A 21,358-nucleotide genomic window follows, 5' to 3' on the forward strand; every position below is an offset into this window, starting at 1 on the left:
GCCGTGCAAATGCCCATGGAAGCGCGCACCCCCTCCCGACTTCTCCCGCTGGCCATCGCCCTCGGCCTGGCACTGTTGGTCTCCATCCCCGATGGCAACGCGGCGGAAAAGAATGGGCGCCGCCTCGGCGCAGGCGTCGCCGGTCTTGGTATCGGTGACCTGAGCGACGCCATGAACCCGGGCAACCCGTTCAATAGCGGTGTCGACCCTATCGCGTTGCCGGGTGATTCACGCCTGGTCGTATTCACTTACAGCCGCGACCAGATCTTCCGCGTGCTGAGCGCGCCACTGAAAGTCACAACGATCGAGTTCCCGGACGATGAGCAGATCGTTGGCGACCCGGCCTGGGGCGAGAACGTGCGCTGGGACTACGACACGGATGGCGCCAACCATCTCTACGTGAAGCCGCAGGCGGCGGGTCTCGTCAATACCCTGTCGGTGAACACGAATAAGCGCAGCTACGAGTTCACGCTGGTGTCCTCGCCGCTGGGCGGCATCTTTTACCAGAAAGTGCGCTTCCGCATTCCGACCTCCATCTCGGCCAAGCTAAAGGCGCGCAACGATGCGCGCGGCGAGCAAGGGGAGGATGCCAGGTCAGCCGGGGCCGATGCGCGCAACCCTGACGCCGTCGCAGTGTCGCCGGACCAGTTGAACTTCGAGTATTCCATTTCCGGCACCGCCAGCTTCAAGCCCGAGACCGCGTTCGATGATGGCAAGGCGCTCTGGCTACGACTGCCTGCCGCTGCGTTGCAGAGCTGGCCGGTCGCGCTGGTGAAGGACGGCAGCGACTTTGTTGTGGTCAATCAGCTTCGTCGCGGCGGCTATCTGGTGGTGCAGCGGCTCGCCGATACCATCGTCCTGCGCTCCGGTGACGATGAGATCAAGATCGAGCGTGGGCGCCGTCGCGTCCTGGGGATTTTCTGATGCGCGCCTCGAAGATGGATCCAAACGCAGCTTCCGTGAGCGATGCGCAAGTCCGTACGGTGAAAGGGAAGCTTCCCCGCAACGTGATGTTCGCACTCGGCGGCATTTCGGCGTTGATCGTGGGCGTTCTGGGCTACTACTTCCAGACCGTCACGGACGAACAGCTTGAAGCGAAGGCCGATCAGGCACGGGCGGATCAGATCAAGCAGCGCGCGGGCAATGCTGACAATGGGCAAAGCCTTGAGGCGGCGATTCGCGCACAGGCGGACAAGGCCCGCGAGGAAGCCGACAAGCAGCGCAAGGAAGCCATTGTGCCGGACACCAAAAAGCCGGTACTGACCGCTGCCGATCTGAACGGCGGTGGCAAGGCTACGCCAGCGGTGGATGCCAAGAAGAACGAGGAGGATGACCTCTACACGGCACCGGTGTTCAAGTCTGGCGTGCGCAAGTCTCAACTGAATCAAGGGCGAGTGCCTGCCGGGATGGCGGATGTCTCGGACCCTGCGCAAATGCGCGCGATCCAGCAAGCGGTGGCGGCTCGCCAAGGCGCTGCGAATGCAGCCGCGCTCGCACAGGACAACGCGACGCCACAGCAAGTCTCGGGTGACCGGCAGTTCCTGCGTGACGCCGGGAGCATGAGCACGTTGCGAACCGGCTTCGATGGCAAGTTGCCGAAATGCACGGTCAGTCGAGGCTTTGTCATCCCGGCAGTGTTTGCCGGCGGCCTCAACTCGGACAAGCCGGGCGAGTTCCGCGCCACCGTGTCCCAGGACATCTACGACACCGTGCAGGGTACTTGCAAAGTGATCCCTGCCGGCAGCACGCTGGTCGGCATGTATAGCGCCGACATCGCCATCGGGCAGGAGCGCATTCTCACGGCGTTCGTGCGGATGCAACTGCCCAACGGCAAAACCGTGCCGCTCTTGGGGATGCAGGGTGCCGATCCGGATGGGACCGCTGGGAATAGCGGCGACGTCAACAACCACTTCTTGAGGATCTTCAGCGGTGCGCTGGTGATCGGTGCGCTCTCGCTTCGTTTCAACGATAACCCGACGACGACGACCGTCGGGCCGGCCGGTCTGGTCGCGTATGGAAACGCTGCGGGGCAAATTGCCACGCAGACGGCGCAGACGATCCTGAACCGCAACCAGAATATCCGTCCGACCATCACGACCGAGCCGGGGCAGAAGATGATGGTCCAGGTCAAGCATGACATCGTGCTGGAGGCCTATCGTGACTAAGCGGCTCGCAGCATTCGTTGTCTGCGCGATCGCATCGCTTGCCGCGCAAGCTGCAACGATCGACGCGGTCATTAGCCCGAACGCCATCGTGGTGAAGGTGGACGGCCAGGCGCGTGTGCACACCCTCGAAGGCAAGCCGGTCCTGTATTGCGGACTGGAAGCCTTCCTCGGGTGGTCGGCGCGTCTGCTCGGTGCGCAGATCGATCCCGGTGCGGAGACTGGCCCAGTCGTTACGCTTGCCGGAAAAACCGTACCGATCGCCGCATTGCTCGTGCGCGAGGGTTGGCTGCGCCCGCCCGCACTGAGCGATGTCGCACAGGAAGCGCTGGCCGAGCGGCGCGGCGGCTGGGCGTGCGCCCCCAAGACGGAACCGTTCGCCCAGATGGGAAGCCGGGTGGACCCCAAGATCACGGCGGGCATTGCCATGAACGAGTCGTCCTACCGCGGCCGCCCCTGGCCGTGGACGCTCAATGTGGCGGGACGCGGCATGTTCTTCTCGACGCGCGAGGAGGCGTACGCGGCCATCAACCGGTTGCTCGCCAACCAACGCTGCGATTTCGATGTCGGGCTGATGCAGGTGAACTGGTGCTACCACGGCAAGCGGTTCGCTTCGCCGTGGGAGGCCCTCGCGCCGGCGACAAACATCCGCGTGGCAGAAGACATTCTGACCGAGAACCTGCAACGCAGTGGCTCCGCCATGACGGCGGTAGCGTGGTACCACAGCGCGAACCCAGAGCGCGGTGGGCCGTACTTCTCCCGATTCATGAAACACGTCGCCCAATTCCAATGATCAGGCCGCTTATCCTCTCCGCACTTGCTCTGATGGCGACGAACGCCATGGCGGCCGACACCGACCCGCTGGACTTCGACTATCAGGTCGTCGCGCGCGCTGCCGATCGCCCCGCCATGGTGTTCAACGATGGGCTGTCGACCTACATCCAGCCGCGACATGGCCAGGCCGTGCAGGCGGAGGGCGCGATCCAGAGTGGCCCTTACTGGGTGATAGAGGGCGTTCCCGACGTGGTTCGCTACATCGTGAACGGCCAGAGTGTGGTCGCGCGCTGGAAGCGTGCAAACGGCTTCACGTCGGAGCCGGCTAATCCAGTGGGCGAAACGGCCCGTAGCCCCGCCGCAATCTCTGGGCGCCTCGCACTGATCGGCAGCTATGCCAGCCAGCCTTTGGTGCGCGCCGGCCGCTCCAACCTGCCGCTCGCGCAGCTGGTCAAGTCGATCGCGCCCGCAGGATGGAGCGGCACCGCGCAGAAGGACATCCCTTTGTCCGAAGAGGTGACCCTCGAAACGCGCGGCGGAGAAAACTGGCTGCAGGCGCTCGGCCGCGTGCTTGAGCAGCGCAACCTCTACGGCGAAGTGGATTTCAGCCGCCGCAACATCGCGCTGCGCGCTGGCCCACCGAAGAGCTTCGCCGTGGTCGAGGGTGGCGTCGCAGCTGCAACCGCTGACGGGAAGCTTCAGGCCGCTGCGCCGACAGCTGACACGGCGCGAGCTTCGCCGGCCACGTTGCCTGCTGCCCCTGCCGATGCGGTAACGCCGGTAGCCGGAACACCGGTGCCTGAGGGCCCGACGCTGGGCTCGGCATTCGGTGCCATGGCGATCCGCGACACCAAGCAGGGCCGCATTGAGATTCGGTTCGAGCAGGAGCCCAAGGACCTGGTCTTGCGCGACGCATCCGACAGCAAGATCTGGACGAAGTGGGATGAGGCCCAGCGCGTACTGTCCTTCGCCACGGTCGATCGATTCACGGCGACGGCGGATGGCAAGTCTGTCGACGTGATGCGCACCCCGGAGATCGACTATGAGTTCCCGAACCAGAACGGCGCAGGTCTGGAAATGGTCTTCGAAAAGGACGGCGCCACGTACCTCAGTTTTGCCAAGTCGCTGGTGAGCGTGTCGGTGTTCGGCGATGAGCACCAGCGCAACGGTGAACTCAAGGACCGGTATTACAAGTTCAACGGTATCGCCGCCCGCCTGACCGTGATCGCGGATGGGAGTGTGGTCTACGTGGATCGCGTGCCGCAGGTCCGGTTCAAAGAGCAGCCTGGAAAGGTGGCGCTGTGAGGATCGGTGCGATTGCGGTCGTCTGCACGGTCTTGCTGACCGGCGCCGCCCATGCCGACTGCCTGGATGATGCCGCGATGTTTCACGGCGTCAGCCCGCCTCTGCTACGGAGCATCGCCATGCAGGAGTCCGGCATGCGTTCTTGGGTCACGAACCGCAATACCAATGGCTCCGAAGATATCGGCCTCATGCAGATCAACTCCCTCCACCTGCCGAGGCTGGGCCGGTACGGCATCACACGCGCCCACCTGTTTGATGGATGCATCAATGCCTACGTCGGCGCGTGGATTCTGCGCGAGAACATCCAGCGTTTTGGGCCGACGTGGAAAGCAGTCGGGGCTTACAACGCCTCCTCACCCGACAAGCAGTTGCGCTACGCCAATCAGATTCATGCGCGGTGGCAGGCGCTGCAGCGCGCCGCCTTGCGGTAGTTCCTTCACCTCAATCGAACGCATAGCTATGTGCCAACTCAACCGAACCACCCGCATTGCCGTCGCCGCAGCGTCGTTGCTGAGCGGCCTGATCATGCCAGCGGCGCACGCGTCGCAGCTGTCGAACGACGGCTGGCAGCACCTGCAGCCGCTCCGTGCCCCCAAGGCTGCCGTCAACCCGACCATGCTGGCCGCGAATTCTCCCTCCATGGCCGCGGCACCGACCAAGGCGAGCACGCCGGCAGTGCCGAGCGTCGCGCCGGCGGCTGGTGTTGTGTTCCGGCTTGTGAAAGGGGAGGCGCTGCAACAGCAGCTTCAGAACTGGGCGAATCGGGCCGGTTGGACCGTCGCATGGAATGTCCCGGACGGCTGGATTGTGCCCGGCGACAAGGACTACGGCAGTGACTTCGAGAGCGCCGTCAAGCGCGTGGTCGAAGAACTCGCCAACAACGGTGCGGACGTGGTGGGCGATAGCTGGCGCGGCAATCGCACGGTGATTATCAGCCAAAACGGGATGGTGCAGTGATGATGCAATTGAAGAGGAATACGGCGCGCTACACGGCGGCGACCGTCGCGGCTGCAACGCTGCTGTCCGGCTGCGGTGTGATGGAGACGCGCAACTTGCAGAATGCCATCGGCAGCGAAGCGCATGCGGCCTACGCCGACGCGCCACGCAGCCGCCCGGTGTTCCGGGTGCATGAAGGCGCCTGGTTGATGGGGGAGAAGATCCGCGCCAGCAAGCCGCAACCGGACATCTACAACAAGCATGTGGTGTTCAGGGGCACGCTTGGCTCGTTGACCGAAGCTGCGAGCTGGATCGCACAGAGCGTCGGCGTGCGTGCGGCGGTAGACGCATCGGCCGTTGCTTCCGCTGCGTCCGCTGTGTCCGCTGTGTCCGGTACGGCGCCGACTCAGCCTGGCGCCGCGGCACGGCCGACCGGCCCCATCCCGATGGGTGGAACGCCGCGCGTGGACCTGGGCACTTCGCTGGCCGGCACGTCTGCGTCGGGCGCTGGCATGGCGATGACTGTGCCTCTGACCCTCAGGTACGAAGGCAACTTCAAGGGCTTCCTGGATGCCGTAGAGGCACATTTCGGGGTCTGGTCGCGTTACAACGACGGCACGGTGTCGTTCTTCAGGACGGAAACCCGGACCTTCATGCTGCCGAGCCTGGCGGATTCGTCCTCCATGAACGGCTCGATTACGACGTCCGACAGCAGTTCCGGCGGCACGGCGGGCAGCAATGGCGGCGGGTCGGGCGGAAGCGGGGCGGGAAGAAGCGGCCAGTCCATGACGATGTCGACCGAGATGAAGCCCTGGGAAACGTTGCAGGCGACCGCGAAGGCAGTTGCTGGCGCGAGCGCGGAGGTCGTGGTCGACAAAAATCTCGGCACCCTGACGGTCACCGGCGACCCCGTGCAGTGCGACCGCATTGAGCAGTTCGTCAAGAGCCTCGTGGCGATGTATGGCAAGCAGGTCGCCATCGACGTCCAGGTCTACGAGGTGCGCGTCACGCGCGAGGACAATTTTGGCCTGAATTTGTCGCTTGCCTACCAAAGCTCCAGCGGTAAGCCCGACGTCTCGTTCAGTTCCGTCAGCACGCCAACGATCTCAGGGAGCGCCACGCCCATGAATCTGGGCGCGACGATCATGAGCGGCCCTTTCGCCGGCAGCAAGGCCGTGGTGCAGGCGCTTTCGACGCTCGGCAATGTGTCGCAGGTGGTATCGCGCTCTGGCGTGACGCAAAACGGCAAGGTGCTGGCCCTACAGACCGCCACGCTGCAGGACTACGTCTCGCAATCCCAGACGACGCTGGCTGCCAATGTGGGTTCAACCAGTTCCATCCAGACCGGAACGGTGACCTATGGCTTCACCAGCAACTTCCTGCCGAAGGTCGTCGACGGCCGGATCCTGATGAATTTCGACATGACGCTGTCGGATCTGCTGCCGCTGCAGCGATTCAACTCGGGTGGCGATGCGAACAAGACCAGTGTGCAGCTGCGCACCATGCCGACTAACCGGTTCACGCAGTCGATCACCCTAAAGCCCGGCGAATCGCTGGTGCTCACCGGCCTGCGCAACCAGAAGGCGTCCTCGACCAACAACGGCGTGGGTGAACCCTGGATGGCTGCGCTCGGCGGCGGGGTTGGTGCCCTCAGGGGAGACACGGTCATCGCCATCATGATCTCGGCCCGCTTGCTGTAACAGAGAGACCTCCATGCAGAATCGCGCATTCAATCTTCGTTGGACCCCGGCCGCGCTGGCCATCGCCGCTATCGTCGGCTTCTCGGTGATCGTTCCTGCCAATGCGGCGTCGACGATGTCGAACCCTGTTGCGGCGGCGATCGCATCGGCGGGGGGCGGCACAGTGACGTCGCGAGCGGGGACAGGCCCGGCGGTGCAACCGGTCGCTGCCACAGCGGCCAGCACGCCCCCGGTCGAGACGGCACAACCGTCGCGCCCCACGGACGCGCCGGAACTTGCTGCGTTGCAGTCCCAACTGGCCTTGTGGAAGGCACGCGCCGAAATCGCCAAGTTCAAGGCAGAAGTGAAGCGTGCCGAGGATTCCATGGTGGCAGCTCCTGCCGGGGCGGCGCCAGGAGCCGGCGTGCCATCGGTTTCGCTGGGCGGCCCAATGCCGACGGGCGGCGTCGCAGAGCGAGCACCGCTGCTCGCGCCGGAAGCGCCCCGGCTGGTGTCATTGCGCGCATTCGATGGTCACTACAACGCCGTAGTGGATGTCAGCGGCCGTACGGTTCCGGTGCAGACTGGCGACATGCTGGACGGTGGTTGGAAGGTCGTGAGCATTGACGACGGTGGGGTCAAGCTTGCCAATGGCAAGCGCACGCGCACCCTGAGGCCGTGAGCGATGGCTGAGATCCTGTCATTCCCCGGACTGAAGGGCGGCTTTGCAATCGGACTGACCTGGCAACACGAGGAAAAGCAGCCGAGCAAGAGCGTCCTGCGCGCGCGTGCGGCGGAGCTTGGCCGTAATGTGCGCTGGGGTGTCGTGCATGAAAGCGCGGAAGGCGCCGTTCAGACGGGGTTCTGCGAAGCAATCGCAGGCGCGAAGCCGGCCGGGCTGAAGCCGCTCGCTGCGATTGTGGCCGGCCAGCACCGCCAGCCGTGGCGGGGACTCTTCCATCTGCAGGGCAGCCTCTACTGGTATATGGCGGTCCGTCAGGGCCACGCCGTCATTGCCGGCGGCGATCGGGTGGGCACGCTTGAGGAGCTTGCACCAGTCCGCGAGCGGCATCGTGCCCTGGGGGACTGGACGGAAGTCGAAGGGACAGTACGGGACCTCGCGAACATGGCGCGGGCGTCAAAGGGCGTGTCGCCCATGCGGGACGTCCTGACCGGCCCTTGGAAGTCGACTTCTTACACGGTTGCTGCAGTGGCTGGGGTGGCGGCCCTTCTCGTGGGCGGCTGGTACTGGTACGACCGGCAGCAGGAAGCTGAGCGCGAGGCGCAATTGATGCGGCAGCGCGCGGTCGCTGCCGCGCAGCGTGCCAATGAGGCGGCTCGGCAACGGGCGGTCCCTTGGGTGGAGGAAGCTACGCCGACAGCTTTCCTGCAGGCGTGCCGCCGCGCGTGGGATCGGCAGGCCCTCGCGGATGCGGGCTGGACGCTCGCCAGCTGGCGCTGCAAGCCGGCCACGTCGACCGCCCTGTCGATCGAAACGACCTGGAAGCGGGAGGGCGGATTGGCGGCCAACGCGCCGGGCGCGCTTTCCGCGGACGGCAATCAGGCGTCGACGACCGCGAGCGCGCCGGCGGCATTCCTGCCTTCTTCCCGCGCGGTCAATCGGCCTGCCGAAGCGCAGCGTTCCATGTGGTCGTATGCACAGGGTAGTGGCGTGGGCTTGACGCTTACCTCGCCGCCTCCGCTGCTTCCGGCCGATGGAAACACGCCGGTTGATCCGTGGCTTGCAATGACGGCGGACATCGGCTTCAGTGCACCGCCCTGGTTGGGCTTGGGCGAGGGGTTGGACGCCGTGGCGGGTCTGCGGCTGACGGAAGTCAGCTACGAAGCGTCCGCCCAGGCATGGAAAGGAACCGGAAAGTTGTACGCAATGCGGGATGGCGCGGTGTCGCCCGCCGGGAGTCAACAATGATTGCGACGATCAATCGTCTGTGGCGCAGTCCACGCAGTGGGTCGGCACGAGGCACCGCATTCGCGACGCGGGCCGAGCCGTCGGTCAAGTCCGATGCGCTGGCATTGCCGAAGCCTCCGGAGGTGCTTGAGCCCCATATCCTCTATCCACTAAACCTGCCGGCAACATTTGACCGTGTTGCCTGCAACCTCGATCATCTGACAGCCGACCAGGCGGCGGCGCTTCGTCAACGCGTCGCGGATAGCGGCCTGCACGTGGAGGATGTCGCCAAAGAGCTGGGCCTGACCGATGACAACGTGCAGCAAGTGCTGGCGGTGCACGGCTGCGATATCTACGTAGATGCCCGGCATTTCGGGACGCCGCGGCTTCTGACCTGGGAAGCCAAGCTGCGCCGCGCTGGCGCCGCGCCCCAGCTGCGCAAGGTCTCCGCCCAGGAGCTTGCCGTGCTGCGACAACAGCGTGGCGCAGGACAGCAGCAGGACACCGACCTGCAGACCCTGACCCTCGCGCGCCGGCTGATCGCGGATTGCGCTGTGCTTGTCGCCTCCGACATTCACATTCTGGTCCGTGAGCACCACACCGAGATTCAGGTACGCATCAAGGGTGATCTGCGCACGGTGTCGGCCCTGTCGATGCGCCGCGAGGAGGGGGAACGCCTGATCCGTGCCATGTACACCGGCCTCGCCACGGTCAAGGCGGCTACCTACAATCCGCTGGACGTGCAGGACGCCCAGATCGCGGGCGACGCGCTGCCGGGCACTGGACTCTCCAGTGTGCGGATCGTGCGCGGACCGGCTTACCCGGTGGAAAGCGGCGGGGGCTTCCTCGTTGCACGGCTTCAGTACCGGGAGCACCACGAAGGCGCACTGAAGGCGGATGCCATCGATGCGGCCAAAAGACTCGATCTGCGCACACCGAAGGCGCCGGGCGGCGAATTCAAGCTGGGCGAGATGGGCTACACGCCGCTGCAGGTTGAGCTCATCTCGCAGCTGCTGCGCCGCCCCATGGGCGTGATTGTCGTGACCGGCCCGACCGGTAGCGGCAAGACTACGACCCTCTTTGAGTGCACGCGGCATCAGGCGCGGCTGTTTCCCCAAAAGCGGCTCATCACGATCGAGAACCCGACCGAGTATCCGATGGATTGGGCGATTCAGCTCACCACGGAAAGCGAGCGGTTTCCGGAGATGCTGCGCATGACCCTGCGGATGGACCCGGACTCGGTGCTGCTGGGCGAAATCCGGGGCGTTGAGGAGGCGATTGCGACGCTGCAGGCAGCGGCGACCGGGCACCAGGTGCTGACGACCCTGCACGTGACCGACCCGTTCGAGACCTTCTCCCGACTGGTGATGCTGGACCATGTTCGTCTGGCGATGGAGGTGATCGCCAACCACACGCAGATCATCGGCCTGATTTCGCAGCGGATTGTGCCGCTGCTCTGCCCGAAATGCTCGGTCACCCTCGACAAGGCGTCTGAGCCGCTGCCGGACTACATGCTCAATGCGATGCGGTCGTGGGGCGACTTGTCTAAGGTGCGCGTTCGAGGGCCTGGCTGCGATCACTGCCACGGCCAAGCCATCATTGGTCAACAGGCGGTTGCCGAGGTGGTCGTCACCAGCGAGCAACTGATGCAGGACTTCATCGACGACGGTGTCTTGGCCGCGCGGCGCAATCATCGGCGTCGGGAGGGATCGGACAAGCCCATGATTGCGCACGCGATGGATCTCGTGCTGGCCGGTCGTCTGAGCCCGGTCGACGCTGAGGGAAGCGTTGACGCGATTCCGATGCGGGAGGACCTATGAGCAGATTGTCTTGGGCCATGCGCCGGCGCCTGTATCAACAGGCATCGAGCCAATTGGAGAACGGGCTGACCCTCGCGCAAGTCATTGAGGACTTCCGGGAGCGGCAGGACAGGCGAGGCCGCAAGCGCGCAGCTGAGGCTGCGCACGAGGTCGGACGCCAGGTGCGCGACGGCAAGACGCTGATGGCGGCGATGGGGACGAGCCTCAGCGATCTGGAATGCAGCGTGCTGGACGCCGGCGAGAAGGCAGGGCAACTGCCGGATGCCATGCGGCTGGTGCTGGATGTGCGCGAGCTGACGACGCGGCTGCGCCAGAAGCTGCAGGCGAGCTTCTTTGCGCCAACGGTGTATCTGGCCACGCTGTATGTCGTCCTGCTGCTGATCGGTGGCTACATCGTGCCGCAGTTTCTCGACATCCTGCCGATCGGGAAGTGGACCGACTGGGCCTATGCCATGTACTGGATGGGCCAGTTGGCGGTGGGATGGCCTGCACCGGTGATCTTCGGGAGTCTCGGCGTATATGCCGTCTGGAGCTGGTGGGCACTGCCGCGGTGGAGCGGGCCTGGCAGGCGGTTCTGCGACCAGCACGTATTCCCGTTCACGGCGTACCGCGAAATCACCGGCTTCACCTGGGCGATGTCTTTCGTCGCGCTGCTGCGAGCGAAGGTCCCGGATATCGCCGCGCTGGAGGGACAGATCGGCTCGGCATCGCCATGGTTGGCCTCTCGTCTGAGACCGATTCGCCTCGGACTGGCCGATGGACTGGACCTGGCGGAAGCCATGCGGCAGACGGGGAACGGCTTTCCATCGTTGGATCTGATCGACGAGGTCGGCGCGTATGCGGGATTCGATGACTTCACCGAAAAGATCACAGTCGCAGTGCGTCAGAACGCCGAAGTGATCGAACGGCAGTTGCTCGTCAAGGGGATGGCGATGTCGGCGGTCTTCACGGGTCTGATGTTCCTTGCTTTCGTGGTGCTGCAGCTCGGCTCCAACTCACTGTCATCGATTCTCACGTCATCGATGGGTCAGTTCTAACAACCGTCGTATTCATACACTTTAGGAGCTTTACATGGATGGCATTCTCGGGCGCATCGTCGCCATCGTCTTGGGCCTTCTCGCACTGGCTGGGATTGCCTATGCGGGCTATAACGGGTTTCAGAATCACAAGGCCAGTGTGGTGGCGACGAACATCGCGCAGTTGATCACGAACGCTCGCGCCGGATTCTCACAGGGCAACAACGGCTACACCAACTTCACTACCGCAAACATCCCAGCAATGATCACCGGCGGGATGTTCCCCTCCGACATGGTGCGCGGCACCACGCTGATCGACTCTTGGGGCAATGCAGTCACGCTTGCGTCGGCCAATAGCGGATCGCAGGGAGTGATCACCTTCGGCGGCGGTAATGCCCAGACTGCGAAGCAGTGCGTCAGCACGGCCCTCGGCCTCAAGGATTACGTGACGCTGGTGGTCGGATCGACGACGTTCAACCAGACCAACCTGCCTGACCAGGCCACTGCGGGGGCGGCCTGTAGCGCCACGGCGACCTTTACCCTCACTTTCCAATAAGGAAGCTGGCGCTGTCGCCACTATCCGAGGAGCAGGAAATGGGCTATCTCATCTTGCCGATCGCGACGGTCCTGTTCAGCCTTGGCATCGTGGCGCAAAGCTGGCAACTGTCACAAGCAGCGCCGGGGGCAGGCATTCCAGGCCGCATGGAAAACGTCGCGACGGTCACCGCGCAGCAGGCGCAGGCCTATGGGGCGGCATGCGTGTCGACCGCCGACTCAACGCCTGGCCTGGTTGGCGCGAGCCTGATCCCGGCGCTGCCATCCGGGATGGTGGCGCCGACTGGTGCGGGATGCATGGCCGTAGCCAACCCGGGCGGCGGGCGCGACGTGTACGGCTACGTGCGCGTTTCGTCTGGTGCCGGGGCCGCGCTGCTTGGGAGCACGCAAGGCAGTCTCGCGTGGTTCCGGGTCCGTAGCCAGGGTACGGCCATCAACATCTCCACCGGCACCGCATACAGCGTGCCTTCGACCATTCCAGTTGGGGCGCTGGTTCATTGGGTCCAGCTGAACACCTGAGAATCGCATGGAAGCCATACTCGGATATCTCATCGCACTAATGCTCTCGATGCTGAGCTTTGCTGGCTTTGTAACGTGGGCGAAGGCGGGTGTTACGAACGTGCAGACCGCTGCCGCGGCGAGCCAGATGCTTGTTTTCGACAAGGCCGCCCTGCAGTTCGTGCAGGATGAAGCAGCGACACTGGTCGCGCAGGCCACCGCAAGCGTGCCCGTCAACGTTACGCCGGCCATGCTGATCAACGGCGGATATCTGCCGGCGGGCTTCTCGGCGACCAACGTGTTCGGTCAGACCTGGCTCCTTCAGGTCCTGCAACCGACGCCGAACAACTTGCAGGCGCTGGTCACGTCGCAAGGCGGGCGTGCCATCACGGACACACGCCAACTCGTACAGATCGCTGCTCAGGCCGGCGCGCAAGGGGGATTCGTGCCCTACGCTGGCCAGAACGGCGATCCGACGATGGTCGCAAACCGGGCCTATGGGGCGTATGGTGCGTGGCAGGTGCCGCTCGCCAACTACACGAACCCGGGCAGCGGCAGGCTCGCGTCGTTACTCGCCTTTACCGGCGCGCAAGCCAACAACGGCTATTTGTATCGGGTGCAGGTTCCGGGTCATCCGGAACTGAATCGGATGCAGACGTCGATCGATATGGCAGGCAACGACGTCAACAGCGCAGGCCGTGTCACGGCCACAACCGCGCTGACCAGCGGAGGAGACACCTACCTGACGAGTACCGGCGCTCCTGGCACTGCGTGTGGTGCCGAAACGTCGACCCGCCGGAGCACCACTGGAACGGGTCACGTAATCTGCTCTGGCGGCATCTGGCAGTCGGTCGGGACCGCAGTGGCAAACGTCTATGAAGGGCTTGGGTGTGGCAACAATGGTCAGATTGCAACCAGCGCTACGAACGTCGGCTACATCTGCAAGGCCAACCGATATATCGCACTCACCAATGCGGTTGGCAACATGACCATAACTCGGAAGTACGAGAACGTGACCGATGGCATGACGTTCGGGAAAGACAACTGTCCTGGTGGCACTGCATGGGCGCTCTACACGCCGAAGCAGGGGATGGTCAATATCACCGGGGTAGTGATGCCGCCGATTCAGGGCACTTTCTTCTCAATGAATGACTACGGGAGCTACTGGTATGCGCAAGCGAGCGCCATCTCTCCTGCGGCTTGGTATAGCGGCAACGATACAGGGGCGCTCGGCGGGCAACTCGTCGGCACTGTCACGACAGGCTGTACGTTCTAGTGGAGAATAAGGAAAGATGAAGTATTCGATTGTCGCGTGCGTACTAGCGACCTGCGTCACAGCAGCCAATGCGCAGTTGTACTCTTTTCCAGCGCCGCCGATGACGGTCGCGGATTGTCAGGGAGGGCGCATTTGGATGAAGCGCAATGGATTGGCCACCTGTGACTTCTTTGTTCCGGACCCGCCGCCACCACCACCTCCTCCTCCTCCGCCGGCCCCTACGTGCCAGTATTTCCCTCAGCGCTTTGCCATCTACATCGGGGATATGGGCCAGTGTTCAGCAGATGGCGGCTGTCAGGGGACGGGATACATGATTTACTACGGCGGCGCCATTGTCGCGACTGAAATGTGGGTTGACACATGGTTATGGCCCGATCTCAACGCCCGGGCCAGTGCCGCCATCGCAACAACTGGATATAGCCTCGGCAAATTCCTTGGGGCCGACCCTGGCAATGGGAACAACATGGGAATGGGCATATACGAAGTCTGTCGGTAGGAAGACGGAATAGCAGCTTCAAAGAGAAGGGCCCCGCAAGCGGTAATGCCGAGTGCCAGGTCGAGCGTCTCCAGCCAGATCGGGAATCGATTGGTGCCGATAAAGCGCCAGTGCGATGACCAGCCAGACCACCTGCTCTGCTGACAGTCGACGCCGGCGAACGGACGCTTGTCCCCGAGGCAGCAGCGCCTGCTCAATCCAAGCCATCGGCAGGTGCTCGCTGAGCCGGGCAAAACTGGCCGGCTCACTAAGCTCAAGGGTTGCGTGGATCTGTTCCGATAGCATCGGAACGGCAACTTAACAGCTCGATACCTTGTTTACAACCCCTGCGAAGAAAAATGCCGTTCAGAATTAACTGAACGGCATTACCGCACCGGCGGGTTTTCGTTGCGCCTCTAGCGGGCGGGGCTCATTGCACTGTGAAACTCCACGACTTGCTGATCGCCGAGCCGTTGCGTGCACCGCTGAAAGTGGCCGTGTGCGTGCCTGCAGCCAGTTGCTGCGTCGGTAGCATAAACACCACGCCAGCAAACAGATTTGCATCCTCAACGGCACCAGCCATCGAACCTGCCTTGGCCTTTGTCGGTACCATCACGCGTACCGGGATCGAGACACCGCCTGGGCCAGTCAGCGTGAAGCTAGAAACGGTCAGCACATCGCTTGCTGCAGGCGCTGGCACCCGGAACATGATCGGGTGACCTGCATTGGTCAGATCCGGCGCCGGGTTGGGCGATTCGCCTGCCGGCGTGAAGCCGCCATAGACGGTTTCATTGTCCACTGGCGAATAGGCGAGCGCGTTGGTGGCCATCTGCTGGCCGCCCCACAGCGGAATGCCGTAGCCATTGCCATTGGCGCCGGTCTGCAGGCCATAGTTGATCACGCAGAAGTTGTCACGCATGGCGATGCCGACGGTCTCCTGCGGGCCGGTGATGCTTTGCAAGTGATAGACAGAATTCTTGAAGTTGGCGAGGCACGAAAGCGAGCCACCGGCCACTTGACCAATCCACTGATCCTTGTTGCCGCCAGCGGCCACCATTTGGTCATAGGGCGTTACACCGGTAAAGCCTGCGTTGCCCTGGACTTCGAGGTGACTGATGGTGCTGTTCGCCTTCATGTAGGCCAGGTGATTGGCCGCAGCCAGGTCCAGCTTGTCATCCTGCTTGAGCGCGCCCACGCCAATCTTGACTCGAAAGTCATTGAGATCGTTGAAGGTCGTCAAGCGCAGATCCGCATTCGGGTACGTCGGCGTCGGCGCACTGGTCGCAGGAGGAACCGAAGTGGGCGCTTGCGGGGTGGGCGGAGTGGTGGGCGGAGTGGTGGGGTTCTTGGTGCCACCGTCATCACCACCACCGCCACCGCATGCTGCAAGAGCGAGCGTCATGGCTGTGGCCAGCACCGAGAGAGCGAGTTTGGATTTTTGCATGTTTCTTCTTCCTCTGACTTTTGCCGGCCGGGGATCGACCGTTACTTTTAGCTTACCTATCGCCGCGCGAAGTCAAGTGCCCGCAATCCCCGGCCGGACGTGAGAATACACGAAGGCGATTAGCACCTAGACGGCGAATAGGAGCCGAATTTGACCCCCAGAAAGTGGGGGGCCTTACCTATCGGCTCGATTTTCGGAGTGACTTTTGTCTGGGGCGCGCTACCGCGAACGGTACAGCGACGTTCCGCAGCTATTGCAGATATGCCATTGGTGGACCGCGATGAACGGCTGCTCGCGCCAGAGGCGAATGCTTCGAGATCCGCACCGATAGCACGACATGCCTCGCTCGGTAACACAAGCTGGATACTTGCGCGCATACTCGCTCACCGTTGGCAGGCCTTTGCGGGTCAGCACGAATGCGAGCAAGCCAAAGTACGAGAAGACCATGCACGCGATCGCCCATGGCCAAGCCAAGCGACCCTCCTGCCTGGCCCATTTGAACGCGAGGTACGCAGGCAAAGCGAAAGCGATCGCAATCGTTATCCATTCCATCTTAGATCTCCTGTTGTCGCGTCTGAGCAGCCCCTTCATTCTCGGAGGGGCTGGCTATCGGAACGCCGCGGTGGTGGCCGTTGCAGTCTTGAACGTCCATGAAATGCTTACTGGCTTGCCGGCGCGGGTCCCCGAGAATGAGGCCGTGTAGGTCTCACGATCAGCCAAAGGCGCGAGCGGAAGCAGGAAGGCCGCGTTGTTGCGCAGGTACTCGTCGGCAACACCGTTCGAGCCCTCCGCTTTTGCTGCAGGCGACACCAAAACTCGCGCGGCCACTTCGGCGCCATTGCTGGCGACAAGCTTGAAGTCAGTCACGGACAGAACCTCCGCGAGCGCGCCGTTGGCGTACACCATCAGAGGCCGGCCTGGTGTAGGCAGGTCCGGGGCGGGATTTGGCGACTCACCGGCGACGTTGACTTCTCCCTGCACACCGATGTCGCCGTCCGCCGGCACAGTGACGAAAGTTTCAGCGTCAAACTGCTGACCACCCCCATAGGGCACGCCGTCGGGAGTCGGGCTTGGCTGCGTGGCAGTGATCGTGCCAAAGTCCAGAACGCAATGGTTCAGGCCTAAGGCACCCGTTCCGCTATACCCAATCCCGATAGATTCCTGGTTGGTGACAAGGGACTGCAGGTGATAGACCGTGTGATACCACTGGTCGACGCAGCCGATGCCAATCTCGCTGTCGTTCGGCCCCCTTGCCGCCCCCACGACTTCTGCCACCCACTGGGAGTCCCGGACACCGGCCTTCTGCGCGCGCAGCAGTGGCGTGGCCTCATAGAAATGCTGAGAGCCGGCAGTTTGATCGTGCTGCGCCACGCTGTGTGCACTGAGATAGATGGCGTGTGCCTGGGCAGTCGTGTCGAGCGCCGCGTCCTGCGCCAACAGCCCGACGCCAAGCTTCTGGCGCAAGGTGTTGATGCCCTTGAATAGTGCGAGGTGTCCAGAGCCTTGCGTGTAAGTTGGGTCGGACACGTTCATCCTGGGCGAAGCGGCCGCAGGAGCCGCAGGAGGCTGGGCGGGCGGTGGCGCGCTGCCAGTCGCCCAAGCCGGGCCGGCGCAGCACGCTGCGATGGCGAGGAATCTTCGCATAGGCTCAGTTCCGACGACCGCCACGAGAGGGTGTCAACGTCCCGTTGCAGCAAGGGCAAAGGAACGACTGCGAGAGCTCGATCTTGGCAGAGGAGTTTGATGCGAGATAAGGAGTCCCGCACCTGCGGCAGGACCAGACCGCAAGTTCCTCATTCATCGACATCGAGCGAGCCAGATGCAGGGAACGCTCGGCCGGAACCTTGCAATCGTCCGCAAAGAAGGCCCGATGGATGTCAAGCGTTGCGACGAAGCTCTCCGGTGTCGTAACGTCACAGCCGATCGCGGAACGAAACAGCCAGATCTGGAAAGTGGCCTGGACGCGACGCTGCGGGGAATCGAGATACCACATCAACGACGCAGGAGGTTGGCCCGAGGGCGAGGACTTCCCGTGTATCCGTTGGTAGGTCTTCCTCGTATGTTCAATGCTGGCGTTGAACAGCGAACAAACGCTCATGGCGCGACAGCTAAAGGACAGAAACGCTTCGAACAGAGCGTCGCGCTCAAAAGTCTCCAGGCGGAACTTACCCCATGCCCCCGAGTGGGGCAGGCGGTCCGAGCGAAGCGGCGAGGTTTCCATCAGGTAGTGGGCGATCATTTCACGCGAGAGGCGGCCGGTGTGGGTCTCCAGCCAGAACATCTCATCCGCAAAGCGCCAGTGGAATAGCGGAATCAGACGTTCCGTCATGGCCACGTCGAGTTCGTGTTGTGGAACGGAGCGCAGGTACGCCGCCAGCTCGTTGGAGATGCCGATCAGCGGTGGCGCCAGCACGGACATGTTCAGGAGGTCGTACACAGCGTTGATGTACGAACGGTTGGTATGCTCGAGCGCCAGTCTGTCCACCACGGATAGGCTGGGAGGCACCATTGACTTGAGACGTTCCATCGTGACCGTCGGCATCCTGCCCTCAATGAAGGAGCGCCAATCCTCAACGGTCGTGAGCGTAGGTGCGTAAGCAAGGAATGGCGTCCCCAATACCTTCGACGACTGGCCGATATTTTCACGAAGCGACCGAAGGTTTTCGCTGGAGACCCTGAAAACGTTCTCCAGCGTCGGATGCACCGATACCGTGTTCAGGACGTAGTTGCTGATCCGGAGATTCGCGGTGAGCACGCGATCTCGCACCCAGGCCGGCAGAACGAATTGCTCAAAGATGGAACGGGTAGGCGTGGATTGCATGTCAGGCTCCGGTGATAGCGACCAGCTCGTTGTGGAAAGCCTCGGCGCTGCGGCGCAAGGACAACAGTGCGGCGCCGTGCTCCTTTGCCTTGATCGCCTTGACGGAGCTTCGAAGCTTCGCGAGGGCATCATCAAGATCGGCCTTCAGGCCGTCGATGCGCAGCGCCAGGCTTCTTGAATCTGCCTCCTTCGCCTCGTGTTGCTCAAGTTCGGCGTTGACCTCTGCCAGCCGTCGCTCAGCATCCTTGACTTGCGCCTTCGTGGCATCCAGCTTGCTGCTTTCGCCGATGACGGCGTCGGCGAGGTTCTTGTATTCAACGGGAACGACTTCTACCTTCACTTCCCTCACCACCTCCCGGATCTTTGACTCGGCCAATGCCTTTTGCAAAGCCTGGCGCTCGTCGTTCAATCTCTTGATGGAGAGCTGCAGGCTGTCCATTGCGTGCTGCTGGGACGTGAGTGCGCCAGAAGTTCGATCCAGTTGCTCTTTCTGCGCAGCATTAAGCGCGTCTGCAGAGTTCATTTGCTCACGCATGTGGCGCATCTGGGCTTCGAGATCGCGCTGGCGCTCCAGACTCTCGTTCAGTTGCTCTTCCGCGGCTTCCAGCGTGGCCATGACGTGATTGAGGTCCTGATGCGTGCGTCGAGTCCACTCGATATAAGGCAGGATCTCCTTGCGCGAATAGGATTCATCGTTTTTGCGCGCGTCGATGAACCGCTGTACTTCGTCGTTAGTGATGTCCGAACGCTTGAGGATCGTCAGTTCGCCAAGATTCAGAAACGTCAAGGCGTCGTGGTTCTCTGAGAAGTGATGAAATGCCTGCAGATACTTGATTACCGAGGCGCGTGAAATGCGCATGCCCCTGACGGCGAGGGCGTACAGACTGTCATCGGCTTCCTGGCGGGCGCGCGGCGTGTCGCCCAATCGCTTTTGCACGCACGTTAGGATCGAGTGGTAGATCTGGAATAGCCGAGACCCGATGGCGGTGTGTTCGGCCAGGATGCGTTTCCGGGAGAGCTCGATCTCCTGCGCTGCCTGCACGATACGCCCGATGGCGCCGGCGTCGATGAAGTGACCCAGTTGCTGGGTCACCAGTTCGCGCATAGCGTTTGGCGACTTTGGATCGACCAGATTGAATTCGCGACTTTCTTCTTCTTTCTTCTTCATTGTTTGCCCCTACGGAATAGTGTTGTGGCCCCGGTGATCGCGGCAGCCACTTCAACTTACACGGTAGAAGCACATGTCAAGCAGACAACGGATGCAGCGATCTTGGGTCGGAAGCATATGCCGATGTCGAGTACTTAACGGAATCGAAAGCTAGGAAAAAACAGCCCGCTTTCGAAAGTCAAGTTCGAATCAGTAGTGCTTCGCTGTGCTTTTTATCGACTTGCACCATCCGAATTTAAGATAACACCCCCTTCAGATGGGGATGGTTGTATAGACAAGTGGCCCCCTCTGACGGGAGCTATGCGAGGAACATGTTCCTTTCGAAATTGCGAAAGCGCGGGATTTTGACTAGTGATTCGAAGGCGAGGCGCGATGCAACAGCGCGCTGCTTGTCATGCATTGACGAGCCGTGTAGAGTGCAGACACCTCTAGCGTCTTTGACGCATCGACTCGGCGGTTAGATTGCACTGACATTCCGCTTGGGCTGCACAGGCCCATTTGGCGGTCCGCCCCATTCCATTTATTGCCGCATTCGGGCAGCGTCCTTACGACATGCATGGCATGTCGCAAGCGCGTTGCCGTTGTAAGCGCGCCTCATTGGATTCCTTGCTCTTCAGAGCATCGAATAATCGCCTGGCATCCGTCCAGGAAATCCCTTTGACTGTTTCTCGTGAGAAACCATGGAATCCTTTGCCAATAACCTGATCAAGCGCCCGCTCAAGCTCTTCGCCTTTTGCATGGCGCTGTATCTGGCTTCTCAGTCCTTCATCGTCGGTGTGTTTGTTGCCGCAGTCGCGTTCTTCTACTTGAAGGAGAAGGCGATTCAGTGGAGCAGGGCAGTACCGGCCGCGCCGAAGGTCTCGATGCCGGAGCACAACTCCGCGCCGAAGCCATCGCCTGACCAACCCGCGGAGCCTTCTGAGCAGAAGTACGAGCGCTCAGCAGTTGTGACGCCAATCCGTCGTACCGGAACGCACGATCGTTCCTAGCCTCTAGCCGCCCAATCTCGTGGGCGGCCCTATTCCACCTGTCACGGGTACTCGCTACCCGCCGACAGGTGGGTCTCCGGGTGCCTGTCCGGAGACCATCATGGAATCAACGACAGCAGGATGGCAGCTGGACTTCTTTGGTGAAGCTGCCGCCATCGTTCTCCCCCCTCCCAAGGTCGACCCATTACCAGACCCTTCGCTCTGGAGCGAATCGGTAAGAGAAGGGATGGTCGACGCCTTGATCAGCCTGGCCTGCGACAGTCGCCGCGGCGACAACATGCCGGAATCGCTGATTGACTGCGCTGAGCTGCTTCGCGCCCGTATCAAGAACAAGCCACTGGAACTGGAGGAGTACTCCATGACTTTGGGCTGGATCTTTGGATACTGGGATGGCGCACTTCCCTATACCTATGTCTGTGCAGTCTGCGGGGTTAGCCCGGAAGTCTTGCAGGACGTGATTCTCAACAATGCCCGCCTGCGTGCCGACCTCGATGGAGTGAAGCGCATGTGCTGCGGGTCTCTTCTTTGAGC

Annotated in this window: 21 protein-coding genes; 16 read left to right on the top strand and 5 right to left on the bottom strand. The window is 62.4% G+C overall.

The window, feature by feature from the left end:
- Positions 1 to 15 precede the first annotated feature (15 nt).
- From E0W60_RS35580 to pilV, 14 genes are all read left to right on the top strand, one after another.
- Complete coding sequence (locus tag E0W60_RS35580; RefSeq protein ID WP_135707494.1) at positions 16 to 924, top strand: TrbG/VirB9 family P-type conjugative transfer protein; 909 nt, start codon at positions 16 to 18, stop codon at positions 922 to 924.
- Complete coding sequence (locus E0W60_RS35585) at positions 924 to 2,165, top strand: TrbI/VirB10 family protein (protein WP_135707495.1); 1,242 nt, start codon at positions 924 to 926, stop codon at positions 2,163 to 2,165. The genes E0W60_RS35580 and E0W60_RS35585 overlap by 1 nt, the downstream gene beginning before the upstream one ends.
- Positions 2,158 to 2,955: a transglycosylase SLT domain-containing protein gene (locus E0W60_RS35590; RefSeq protein WP_135707496.1), complete on the top strand. Its 798-nt coding sequence runs from the start codon at positions 2,158 to 2,160 to the stop codon at positions 2,953 to 2,955. Before E0W60_RS35585 ends, E0W60_RS35590 begins: the two co-directional genes overlap by 8 nt.
- The gene (locus tag E0W60_RS35595; protein WP_135707497.1) at positions 2,952 to 4,241 is read left to right on the top strand and encodes a TrbG/VirB9 family P-type conjugative transfer protein; all 1,290 of its coding nucleotides are present in this window, start codon (positions 2,952 to 2,954) and stop codon (positions 4,239 to 4,241) included. The genes E0W60_RS35590 and E0W60_RS35595 overlap by 4 nt, the downstream gene beginning before the upstream one ends.
- Positions 4,242 to 4,318: 77 nt before the next feature.
- Positions 4,319 to 4,672, top strand: a complete 354-nt coding sequence (locus tag E0W60_RS35600; RefSeq protein WP_167884707.1) for a lytic transglycosylase domain-containing protein — start codon at positions 4,319 to 4,321, stop codon at positions 4,670 to 4,672.
- 28 nt (positions 4,673 to 4,700) lie between these two features.
- Positions 4,701 to 5,198, top strand: a complete 498-nt coding sequence (locus E0W60_RS35605) for a toxin co-regulated pilus biosynthesis Q family protein (protein WP_135707499.1) — start codon at positions 4,701 to 4,703, stop codon at positions 5,196 to 5,198.
- A complete protein-coding gene (locus tag E0W60_RS35610; RefSeq protein ID WP_135707500.1) occupies positions 5,198 to 6,877 on the top strand; it encodes a type II secretion system protein GspD in 1,680 nt (559 codons plus the stop codon). Before E0W60_RS35605 ends, E0W60_RS35610 begins: the two co-directional genes overlap by 1 nt.
- Before the next feature lie 13 nt (positions 6,878 to 6,890).
- A complete protein-coding gene (gene pilP / locus E0W60_RS35615) occupies positions 6,891 to 7,538 on the top strand; it encodes a type IV pilus biogenesis protein PilP (protein WP_240746133.1) in 648 nt (215 codons plus the stop codon).
- 3 nt (positions 7,539 to 7,541) lie between these two features.
- Positions 7,542 to 8,786, top strand: a complete 1,245-nt coding sequence (gene pilO2, locus E0W60_RS35620; RefSeq protein ID WP_135707501.1) for a type 4b pilus protein PilO2 — start codon at positions 7,542 to 7,544, stop codon at positions 8,784 to 8,786.
- Positions 8,783 to 10,585 carry a GspE/PulE family protein gene (locus tag E0W60_RS35625; RefSeq protein WP_135707502.1) on the top strand — a complete coding sequence of 601 codons (1,803 nt, stop codon included), beginning with the start codon at positions 8,783 to 8,785 and terminating at the stop codon, positions 10,583 to 10,585. The genes pilO2 and E0W60_RS35625 overlap by 4 nt, the downstream gene beginning before the upstream one ends.
- Positions 10,582 to 11,622 (top strand): type II secretion system F family protein, encoded by a 1,041-nt coding sequence (locus tag E0W60_RS35630; protein WP_135707503.1) that lies wholly within the window; start codon positions 10,582 to 10,584, stop codon positions 11,620 to 11,622. The genes E0W60_RS35625 and E0W60_RS35630 overlap by 4 nt, the downstream gene beginning before the upstream one ends.
- A gap of 34 nt (positions 11,623 to 11,656) precedes the next feature.
- Positions 11,657 to 12,157 carry a type 4 pilus major pilin gene (locus E0W60_RS35635; RefSeq protein WP_135707504.1) on the top strand — a complete coding sequence of 167 codons (501 nt, stop codon included), beginning with the start codon at positions 11,657 to 11,659 and terminating at the stop codon, positions 12,155 to 12,157.
- A gap of 38 nt (positions 12,158 to 12,195) precedes the next feature.
- Positions 12,196 to 12,675, top strand: a complete 480-nt coding sequence (locus tag E0W60_RS35640) for a hypothetical protein (protein WP_135707505.1) — start codon at positions 12,196 to 12,198, stop codon at positions 12,673 to 12,675.
- 7 nt (positions 12,676 to 12,682) lie between these two features.
- Entirely contained in the window at positions 12,683 to 13,930 is a 1,248-nt protein-coding gene (gene pilV, locus E0W60_RS35645; protein ID WP_135707506.1) for a shufflon system plasmid conjugative transfer pilus tip adhesin PilV, read from the top strand.
- Positions 13,931 to 14,444: 514 nt separating this feature from the next.
- On the opposite strand, the gene E0W60_RS35655 is transcribed toward pilV, so the two are convergent.
- From E0W60_RS35655 to E0W60_RS35680, 5 genes are all read right to left on the bottom strand, one after another.
- Complete coding sequence (locus E0W60_RS35655; RefSeq protein WP_346769578.1) at positions 14,445 to 14,711, bottom strand: transposase domain-containing protein; 267 nt, start codon at positions 14,709 to 14,711, stop codon at positions 14,445 to 14,447.
- Positions 14,712 to 14,835: 124 nt separating this feature from the next.
- Complete coding sequence (locus E0W60_RS35660) at positions 14,836 to 15,849, bottom strand: CAP domain-containing protein (protein WP_135707508.1); 1,014 nt, start codon at positions 15,847 to 15,849, stop codon at positions 14,836 to 14,838.
- A gap of 606 nt (positions 15,850 to 16,455) precedes the next feature.
- Positions 16,456 to 17,382, bottom strand: a complete 927-nt coding sequence (locus tag E0W60_RS35670; protein ID WP_135707510.1) for a CAP domain-containing protein — start codon at positions 17,380 to 17,382, stop codon at positions 16,456 to 16,458.
- Positions 17,383 to 17,497: 115 nt separating this feature from the next.
- On the bottom strand, positions 17,498 to 18,670 hold the full coding sequence (locus E0W60_RS35675) for a FlhC family transcriptional regulator (protein WP_135707511.1): 1,173 nt from the start codon (positions 18,668 to 18,670) through the stop codon (positions 17,498 to 17,500).
- A 1-nt stretch (position 18,671) separates the two neighbouring features.
- On the bottom strand, positions 18,672 to 19,838 hold the full coding sequence (locus tag E0W60_RS35680; protein WP_135707512.1) for a hypothetical protein: 1,167 nt from the start codon (positions 19,836 to 19,838) through the stop codon (positions 18,672 to 18,674).
- 680 nt (positions 19,839 to 20,518) lie between these two features.
- Between E0W60_RS35680 and E0W60_RS35685 the strand changes: the two genes are divergently transcribed.
- A complete protein-coding gene (locus E0W60_RS35685) occupies positions 20,519 to 20,827 on the top strand; it encodes a hypothetical protein (protein ID WP_135707513.1) in 309 nt (102 codons plus the stop codon).
- 100 nt (positions 20,828 to 20,927) lie between these two features.
- Positions 20,928 to 21,356, top strand: coding sequence for a hypothetical protein (locus tag E0W60_RS35690; protein WP_135707514.1), 429 nt, complete (start codon positions 20,928 to 20,930; stop codon positions 21,354 to 21,356).
- The last annotated feature ends 2 nt before the right edge of the window (positions 21,357 to 21,358 follow it).

Source organism: Cupriavidus oxalaticus, from assembly GCF_004768545.1.
GTDB classification, from domain to species: domain Bacteria; phylum Pseudomonadota; class Gammaproteobacteria; order Burkholderiales; family Burkholderiaceae; genus Cupriavidus; species Cupriavidus oxalaticus_A.